This window comes from Malikia granosa (genome assembly GCF_002980595.1).
GTDB lineage: Bacteria > Pseudomonadota > Gammaproteobacteria > Burkholderiales > Burkholderiaceae_C > Malikia > Malikia granosa.
On record NZ_PVLQ01000100.1, the window covers coordinates 1 to 4,431 of the forward strand.

The following is a 4,431-nucleotide window of genomic DNA, read 5'->3' on the forward strand; positions in this document are numbered from 1 at the left end:
AGACACCTTGAAATCACTCATGTTTTGTCCTGGACAAAAATGATCTGCGCTTGTAACATTGAAAGCTGCGCCGCCAGCAAACACCTAGCCCACCTCGACCAACACCCATGGCCGGACTATTCAACAAGCTTCCGGGTTTCCAGCAAACCCCGGCCGGCGCCGAACGGGTCACCCTGCGGCGCCTGCCCCGGATCGCCTGGGTCGGCACGCTGTTGCTGCTTGTGCCGTCGCTGCTGGCCCGGCTCGCGATCTGGCTCGGCTTCAGCGACGAGGGCCCCGGCATGCCGGGCATGGTCGACATCTACGTGCTCAGCCTCGTCATCCTGCACTGGACGGTGCTGTTCACGGTAGGGATCTACGCCTTCATCGTGCTGGTGATGAAGGGGCCGGCCTATGTGGCCGACCCCTATCCGATGAACGACGCCGACGAACTCTGACCGGATCGGTTCAGAATTCGAGCACGATCTTGCCGAAATGCCGGCCCGAGGCTTGGTGCCGGAAGGCGTCGGCAATCTGTTCCAGCGGGAAGCTGTGGTCGATCACGGGTCGCATGGCGCCGGCCTCGATGGCGCGGATCATCTCGTGCTGCTGCTGCCGGTTGCCCACGATCAGGCCCTGCAGCCGGCCTTGCTTGGCCATCAGGGCCGCCGTCGGCACCTCGCCGCTCAGGCCGGTCAGGACCCCGATCAGGGCGATATGGCCGCCGACCTTGAGCGCGGCGATCGACTGCGGCAGGGTGGCAGGGCCGCCGATCTCGACCACATGGTCCACTCCTTGCCCGCCTGCGAGTTCGAACGCCTTGGCGCCCCAGTTCGCCTCGGTGCGGTAGTTGATGCCGTGGTCGGCGCCCAGCGCCTTCAGTCGTTCGAGCTTCTCGTCCGAGGACGAGGTCGCGATCACGGTCGCCCCCATCAGCTTGGCGAACTGCAGCGCAAACACCGAAACCCCGCCGCTGCCCATCACCAGCACCGTGTCGCCGGCCTTGAGTCCGCCATTGACCACCAGCGCGCGCCAGGCCGTCAGTCCCGCCGTCGTCAAGGTGGCGGCCTCGGCGTGGCTGAAGCCGGCCGGCGCGCGGGTGAAGCCATGGGCCGGCCGGACCACCGTTTCGCAGGCATAGCCATCGATGCCGTCGCCCGGCACCGTGGAAAAGTCTTTCACCTTGGGTCCGCCGTCGATCCAGCCCGGAAAGAAGCAGGAAACGACGCGGTCGCCGACCTGGAATTCCTCCACCCCCGGTCCCACCGCCTCCACGACGCCGGCCCCGTCCGACATCGGGATGCGGCCATCGGCCGTCGGCATGGCGCCGATCACCACCGCGTAGTCGTGGAAGTTGAGCGAGCTGGCATGAATGCGGACGCGGATCTCCCCCGGGCCCGGCGCGCCCGGGTCGCTGTCGTCGCACAGTTGCAGCTGGTCGATTGCGGCAGGCGCGCGCAGGTGGATGGCCTTCATGGCAGCGGGTCCTTTCGGGTAAGGCTGGTCCCAGACCGATTCTGGCGCCGGATCGAGCGTAATTCGTCAGCGATCAGCAATGGTCCGGCATGAGAATGTTGGAGTTCCAATCTGTATCCAGATCATGATAGCCCACCACCCAGCCGTTCCCTCCCTGGTCCCGACCGGCCGCCTGCGCGCGGTCATCAACCTCGGCAATCCCATCCTCGCCAGGCGCGATGCCGAGTCCGGCCAGCCCGTCGGCGTCTCGGTCGACCTGGCGGCTGAGCTGGCGCGCCGACTCGGCGTCGAAGCCGAGTTCCTGGTGGTCGAGAAGGCCGCCGATTCGGTCGCTGCCGTGACCGAGGGCAGGGCGGACATCGGCTTCTTCGCGGTCGATCCCGCGCGCGGCGCCGAGATCGCCTTCACCGCACCCTATCTGCTGATCGAAGGCGCCTACCTGGTGCGCGAGGACTCACCGCTGCAGGCCAACGAGGAGGTCGATCGCGCCGGACTGCGCGTCGCCGTCGGCAAGGGCAGCGCCTACGACCTGTTCCTGAGCCGCGAACTCAAGGCGGCCGAGATCGTGCGCGCGCCTTCCTCGCCCGACGTGGTGCCGGCCTTCCTGGAACAGGGGCTCGAAGTCGCTGCCGGCGTCAAGCAGCAGCTCGAGATGGATGCGGGGCGCCTGCCTGGCATGCGCCTGCTGCCTGGCCGCTTCATGGTGATCCGGCAGGCGATGGGCACGGCCAAGGCCAGCGGCCAGGAAGCGGCGGACCATGTCGCGGCCTTCGTCGAGGCAATGAAGGCGTCGGGCTTCGTCGCGCAAGCCTTGCAGCGCCACGGTATCGAAGGCGTTTCGGTCGCGCCAGCGGTCTGAAAGTTCCCGACAGGGGCCTCTGGCAAGGTAGCGCTTGTTGATAAACTCGCTCGATTGGTCAATCTGATCAAAGTAGGGCCTAAGCAGGCCGCTTGTCACATGGAGGTCTCTCCTTGCCAGACAGTGCCCGCACTGTAAGGCCGCGGTATCTTCGCCTCTCAGAGCTGATCCCAAAGCTGGCAAGATTGTCGATGACTGCGGCATCGGGTCGCCTGAAGTGATGGTGCTGGAAGAGTGAGTGATTCATGCTGATTACAAGACTGAGACTGAAGAACTGGCGCAATTTCCGCGAGGTCGATGTGCCGCTGGGCCCACGGACTTACCTGATCGGCGCCAATGCCTCGGGCAAGTCGAACCTGCTTGACGTTTTTCGCTTCCTGCGCACGCTGGCGCAGACCGAAGGCGGTGGCCTGCAGAAAGCCCTGAAGGAGCGCGGGGGACTGACCAGGTTGCGTAGCCTTCATGCACGCAAGGACCCCGAGGTCCGCATCGAGGTTGAACTGTCGGACTCACCTTCGGCAGAGGAACCGACCTGGCGTTATGTGCTGGCCTTCAAGTCGGAGGGCAAGGGCCAGCACCGCGTGCTGATCAGCGAGGAGCGGGTCGAGCGCCAGGGCCAGGTACTGCTGAGTCGCCCCAATCAGGACGATCTTCAGGATCTCCAGCGCCTGACGCAGACCCATCTGGAACAGATCAACAACAACGAGCCGTTCCGGGCACTGGTCGAGGATTTTTCCGCCACCACCTATTTGCATCTTGTTCCGCAACTGCTCAAGCATGGCGGCGAGATCAGCGCCCGTGTGATGGAAAACGATCCCTTTGGCCAGGGACTGATGCAGCGCATTGCCCAGACTAACAAGAGAACTCGCGAGGCGCGACTCAAACGCATAGCCCAAGCCCTGGCGCAGGCCGTTCCCTTGTTCTCGGAGTTGCGCTTCGCGCAGGATGAAGTCACGGGCTTGTGGCATCTGGAAGCCAACTTCACGCATTGGCGTGTGCATGGTTCCTGGCAGAAGGAGGACCAGTTTTCTGATGGCACGCTGCGCTTGATCGGCCTGCTGTGGGCCTTGCAGGAGGGTGATGGCCTGTTGCTGTTGGAAGAGCCTGAGTTGTCGCTGAATGATGGCATCGTCGAGCACATTCCGCTGATGATCGATCGCGTGCTGCGCGGCCTGAAAAAGCCGGCGTCGGCACGCCAGGTGCTGATCAGCACGCACAGCGAGGTATTGCTGAGCCAGGTCACCGATCCACAATCGGTCTTGCTGATCGAACCGGGGGTCAATGGCTCTACAGTTCGGCAGCCGGCGCCCGATGAACTTCAGGCGATGGAGCACGGGCTCAACCCTGCCGAGGTCTTGCTGCCCAAGACCAAGCCGCAATCGCTGGACCAGTTCGGATTGTTCTCATGAGCCGTATCCTCGTCGTCGGTGAGGATACCCTGTGCTGTGCCCTTGGCGAGCGCCTCGTCGCGGCCTGTCTGCCGGACTGGCAGTTGGCACAGCCCTCGATCGACACCAAGGGCGTGACCAAGTTGCAACCGTCCTTGCCACGTTACCTCAGCTTGGCTCGGAGTCTGCATCCGGTGCTATGCATCGCCGACACCGATGGGCAGTGTGCCGTGGAATTGCGCGCCAAGTGGCTGCCGCAAGCGCATGAGCGGTTCGTCTTGCGCCTGGCCATCACCGAAGCTGAAAGCTGGGTGCTGGCAGACCGGCAGGGGTTTGCGCAAGCACTGGAGGTTCCTCTGAACAAGCTGCCGCAATGTCCTGATGAGGAATCCGATCCCAAACGCTTGATCCTGACCCTGGTGAAGAAGTCGAAAATCCGTCAGTTCCGTGACGAGGTCGTGTCGTCCGCCGACCCCAGCAAGCCTGGAACTGGTTACAACTTACACCTCGGAGCATTTGTCCGGGGTCAATGGGATGCGAAACGTGCAGTGGAACATTCACCCAGCCTAGGGCCTGTTAACGCAAGTTGACAAGGCAGTGGACTTGGCTCGAAACTGTTGCGATGCAACTGACTCGCGAGCAATTCGAACAGATCGCTCCACTGCTGCCACGCCAGCGGGGCAACGTGCGGCTGGACAACTTCGAGGTGGTCAACGCCATCCTGTACGT

At 63.6% G+C, this 4,431-nt stretch carries 5 protein-coding genes; 4 read left to right on the top strand and 1 reads right to left on the bottom strand.

The window, feature by feature from the left end; genetic code table 11:
• Positions 1 to 107: 107 nt before the first annotated feature.
• Positions 108 to 437 carry a hypothetical protein gene (locus C6P64_RS16370; protein WP_105749611.1) on the top strand — a complete coding sequence of 110 codons (330 nt, stop codon included), beginning with the start codon at positions 108 to 110 and terminating at the stop codon, positions 435 to 437.
• Between the two features lie 10 nt (positions 438 to 447).
• On the opposite strand, the gene C6P64_RS16375 is transcribed toward C6P64_RS16370, so the two are convergent.
• Positions 448 to 1,455: a zinc-dependent alcohol dehydrogenase family protein gene (locus C6P64_RS16375; protein ID WP_105749612.1), complete on the bottom strand. Its 1,008-nt coding sequence runs from the start codon at positions 1,453 to 1,455 to the stop codon at positions 448 to 450.
• A 124-nt stretch (positions 1,456 to 1,579) separates the two neighbouring features.
• Here C6P64_RS16375 and C6P64_RS16380 point away from each other — a divergent pair, with 124 nt between their 5' ends.
• From C6P64_RS16380 to C6P64_RS16390, 3 genes are all read left to right on the top strand, one after another.
• On the top strand, positions 1,580 to 2,314 hold the full coding sequence (locus C6P64_RS16380) for an ABC transporter substrate-binding protein (RefSeq protein ID WP_105749613.1): 735 nt from the start codon (positions 1,580 to 1,582) through the stop codon (positions 2,312 to 2,314).
• Between the two features lie 245 nt (positions 2,315 to 2,559).
• On the top strand, positions 2,560 to 3,723 hold the full coding sequence (locus tag C6P64_RS16385) for an AAA family ATPase (RefSeq protein WP_105749614.1): 1,164 nt from the start codon (positions 2,560 to 2,562) through the stop codon (positions 3,721 to 3,723).
• Positions 3,720 to 4,292 carry a hypothetical protein gene (locus C6P64_RS16390; protein ID WP_105749615.1) on the top strand — a complete coding sequence of 191 codons (573 nt, stop codon included), beginning with the start codon at positions 3,720 to 3,722 and terminating at the stop codon, positions 4,290 to 4,292. Before C6P64_RS16385 ends, C6P64_RS16390 begins: the two co-directional genes overlap by 4 nt.
• Positions 4,293 to 4,431: the final 139 nt, after the last annotated feature.